Origin of the sequence: Acidithrix ferrooxidans, assembly GCF_000949295.1 — a bacterium.
In the GTDB taxonomy this organism is placed as follows: domain Bacteria; phylum Actinomycetota; class Acidimicrobiia; order Acidimicrobiales; family Acidimicrobiaceae; genus Acidithrix; species Acidithrix ferrooxidans.
The window spans coordinates 1-3,447 of record NZ_JXYS01000127.1; the positions used below are offsets into that span (position 1 = coordinate 1).

General features: G+C 45.7%; 3 protein-coding genes and 3 pseudogenes. All 6 read right to left on the reverse strand.

The features are described 5' to 3' along the window. A pseudogene (locus AXFE_RS16585) lies at positions 1-276 on the reverse strand (hypothetical protein); the annotation flags it as partial. Positions 277-611: 335 nt separating this feature from the next. Then, a complete protein-coding gene (locus AXFE_RS16590) occupies positions 612-1,082 on the reverse strand; it encodes a hypothetical protein (RefSeq protein ID WP_052607039.1) in 471 nt (156 codons plus the stop codon). A gap of 152 nt (positions 1,083-1,234) precedes the next feature. Continuing rightward, entirely contained in the window at positions 1,235-2,368 is a 1,134-nt protein-coding gene (locus AXFE_RS16595; protein ID WP_052607040.1) for a cysteine desulfurase family protein, read from the reverse strand. Positions 2,369-2,731: 363 nt separating this feature from the next. Further along, entirely contained in the window at positions 2,732-2,947 is a 216-nt protein-coding gene (locus AXFE_RS21695; RefSeq protein ID WP_407071671.1) for a hypothetical protein, read from the reverse strand. Continuing rightward, positions 2,895-3,197, reverse strand: a pseudogene (locus tag AXFE_RS21700) (hypothetical protein); the annotation flags it as partial. The pseudogene AXFE_RS21700 and the gene AXFE_RS21695, both read right to left, overlap by 53 nt. Positions 3,198-3,257: 60 nt before the next feature. Beyond that, a pseudogene (locus AXFE_RS21705) lies at positions 3,258-3,447 on the reverse strand (IS1595-like element ISAxf1 family transposase); the annotation flags it as partial.

A 3,447-nucleotide genomic window follows, 5' to 3' on the forward strand; every position in this document is an offset into this window, starting at 1 on the left:
ACCGTAAAAGCCAGCATCTCCATAGGTGAAGATTCCACCGTCGCTTGCGACCAACCAATAGCCTTTTCCATCTGGAGTAGATGCCATTCCAACTATTGGCTTATTTAGTGGTAGGGCTCCGGCTGAACCGTAAAAGCCTGCGTCTCCATAGGTGAAGATTCCACCGTCGCTTGCGACCAACCAATAGCCTTTTCCATCTGGAGTAGATGCCATTCCAACTATTGGCTTATTAGAAAGTGACGAATTGATCAAAGATGCTCGAGAAGAAAGAGACAAGGAAACATTCCTAGATACTTCAACGAAGTTAGAACCCGTCAGGAGAGGTAGCCCTAAAGACAACATTAAGCAAAAAGAAATCAAGCCCATTATGGTTCGACCCCGGCAAATATGATCTTTCGCTCGTTGATACTTCAAGCAAACCCCCTCAAAAGCCTCTGCATCTAGATCGGCTTCAAAACTTTAGAATTAGCCCTTTTTTAGAGACCACAGTTTCACAAATTAGTCTCTTTCATTACGATAGCCACCAAGTTGCGATTTACCCAGAAAAAAACCGAAATACCACCAATAGATTTATCTAGCGATAAACCAGGAAGCGGCGGGATTGGTCCAAACTAACCATGACCTGGCTGCGTTACCATCAAAATGAGCGCCAAAGAAAATGCAAGGTCAACGATCAAGCTCAACCTTAAAATCTTCTTCATTGCAACCCGAACTTCAGCAGTCATCTCGAAGTTGCCGGTAGTTATCAAACGCCTAACCGTCGCCTCAATTGGCCAGATTAAGGCGCCAGAAATAGTGGCAGCTATCAGATATGCGATAAACGCAATTCGAAGCCATGGAGCATCTACGAACAGTAGGGGATGCCTAGAGAGCGCAATAAGAACGAGTCCAAATAAAAGCGCTACAACAACAAGTACTTTTGGTCCAATCCGCCGCGAACTAAAGTACTTTATACTTTCGGGGTCACCAGTGCTCAGTCGCGATGCGTAGAGGCCAGAGAGCCCTACCCCGCCAAACCCAAAAGTGACACTTCCAAAATGCAGACCAAGTAAGACAATATAGATTGGGCTATTTGGGTTCATTTATCATCCAATCTCAAAAGCGCCAATCCAAAAAAACTCATTTAAAATCACTTTAGAGGCAAGATCCTTTTTAGCTTTAGCGATCTCATAGTTCGAATAGTCTAGAAAACCTCGAAGATTGCAAAGGCGCCAAAAACTTTGAGAGATGATCACTAAAGCTGACCCCCAGTAAGTTGCAAATAGACCTTAGCCACAATCTCGCTAGCTTCGATAATCTCCTCGGCCGTGTTCGAGGTTGAAAATGAGAACCGAAGTGCGCTCTTGGCAAGAAGTTTGTCAACTCCAAGGGCCATGATTACATGACTTGGGTCAAGTGCACCCGAAGCGCACGCCGCTCCACCTGACGCGTACACACCGGCACCATCTAGAAGATACAGCATCTCTTCATTTGTGGTACCAGGAAACAATAGATTAGAAATTGCAGGCGAACGATCGCCATTCAAAGCATTGACGCTCACGTTTGGGAGCAAAGCCGTCAACCTCTCCTCAAAGAGATCACGAATCTTAATCAAGTATTCATGGGTTGTTGACCTTTGAGATTGTGCTTCTTCTAAAGCGACAACCATGGCTCCTATCGAAGGCAAATCATGAGTTCCAGGACGTATATCGCGTTCTTGAGAGCCACCTCGAACAATCGGTCTCAGGGCCGTCCCCTCCTTAACCACCAAAATTCCAGTGCCTTTTGGGCCATTGAACTTGTGACCACTCAAACTAAGACAATCCACCGATGCCACGATCGGGGCTAGACTCAAAATCTGACTGGCCTGAACACCATCGCAATGAAATATCGCTCCACCGCTATGTTTGTGGACCATCCCCGCAAATATCGGTATTGGATTAATGACACCGATCTCATTGTTAACGGCCATTATTGAGACCGCCGCAAGATTACCTCTCTTTTCTTTTAGGTAATCTCGAAAAAGATCTTGATCAATCATACCATCGCCACTGACGGGCACCTTTTCTCCACCGCCGTACTCCACAGGAGAAAGCACCGCCTTGTGCTCAATGGATGAGCACGCCAAGTCGCCCAACTTTCGATGCGAACCCAGAAGCGCTAAATTATTAGATTCAGTAGCACCGGAGGTAAAGTAAACCTCAGAGACGGCACAGCCCAAAACTTGGGACGCACGTTGGCGGTACTCGTCCAATTTCCTGAGTGCCAAGCGCGAAACAGTATGGTTCCCTTGGGGATTTCCATAAAAATCACTAGCGAGCATCTGGTACTCATTAAGTGCCGCCGCCGACATAGGAGTCGTCGAAGCATTGTCTAGATAAATACCCACTTCGACATCTTACCAATTTACTGCCAGGGAGAGATCCCGGAAAGATTTGAAACCCCGGTTGGATCAGCTTGTCAGAACTCTGGGCTTCCCCCAAAGATCAGACCAATCAAACGCGATTTTATGCAGGCTCGAGATCGACCGCCATCGTTTTACCATCAATTCTGCCCACTCGGGGCAGAATTAGTGCCTTGGAGATACGGCTACTCAACTACTCAAGAGCAGCCCTTGCCCTTATCGTTCAAAATGATAATTCAAAAGTCTAAATTACCCTTTCAGAGCGAGCCAATCAACTGCCGTAGCCTAAAGACGCCTATCGATCAAGCTAGTGGTCGGGGCTACCAAGGATAAAACAAAACATACTTATCAAGTTTCGTAAGCAAGAGCCATTTTGGAATCAGATTCGCGGAGTAGCGGATGTGGAGACGCAAACACACATGTATTGAGAAGTCGCTCTACCAAGGACATTTCAAAGTGCCTTCGGTTGAATCGGTATGCGAATTCCTCGAGGTAAAGTTGCTTATGTTCCTCACGTCCGTGGTATGTTCCGTCGATAAATTTCTTGCAGTTCCCTATCAGGATGTTGAGCCATTTGAATGTTACATGTGCTTGTTCGTCTTTGGATAGAGTGAACCAGTGCGCTAGTCCAAGGTCTTTCAGCACATACCCCGTAACTTGGGTTACCATCACTTATCAGCTTGGTATTAGAATCTAAACGTCTCACAAAAACATCTTTGGGTGATTTAGCAGTGGTATCTTTGATTACTTCCATGAAGCAATGAGTAGGAGCACCATTGCTAATCGACACTCCAATTAGGACATTGGTTTGTTTTGTTCCCTTTCCTCTTCTGCCTTCGCCATGGCTCTCACCACCTAAAAAGAACTCATCTACTCAGGCGTTTTCTCCAAGTTTATATAAACCATTTCGGTCAGTCATTGCTTTTCGTAGCTTATTTAGCATCAACCAGCCAGTCGAATAAGATACTTGAACGAATTTAGCAATGGTAGTAGCCGAAAGACCACGCTTGTCGTTGGACAATAGATAGATAGCGGAGAACCACTTGGATAAAGAGATATGGCTT